The sequence below is a fragment of the Desulfallas sp. Bu1-1 genome, from assembly GCF_015594625.1.
In the GTDB taxonomy this organism is placed as follows: Bacteria; Bacillota; Desulfotomaculia; order Desulfotomaculales; family Desulfallaceae; genus JADNRQ01.
This window is the reverse complement of record NZ_JADNRQ010000083.1, coordinates 1-345: the sequence shown is the minus strand read 5'-3', so window position 1 is coordinate 345 and position 345 is coordinate 1. Positions and strand designations below refer to the sequence as shown.

Genomic DNA, 345 nt, shown 5'->3' with positions numbered 1-345 from the left:
TGGACCGGGTGCAGATCACCATTTACACCGACGAGCAGAAAGTGCTGGAGATGCGGGAAGTGGCCCGGGAATACTACAAGAAGCGGGACGACCGCTTGAAGCAGCTCAAGGACGAACTGGTGGACACCTTCTACTCCTGCACCCTGTGCCAGAGCTTCGCGCCCACCCACGTGTGCGTGATCGCGCCCGAGCGGGTCGGCCTGTGCGGCGCGGTGAGTTGGCTGGACGCCAAGGCGGCCTACGAAATCAACCCGCACGGCGCCAACCAGCCCATTCCCAAGGAAGGCGTCATCGACCCGGTCAAGGGCCAGTGGAAGTCCTTCAACGAGTTCTGCTACAACAATT

General features: G+C 61.4%; 1 pseudogene. It reads left to right on the top strand.

Annotated features, from left to right (window positions below):
- Positions 1 to 345, top strand: a pseudogene (locus IT084_RS17745) (CO dehydrogenase/CO-methylating acetyl-CoA synthase complex subunit beta); the annotation flags it as partial.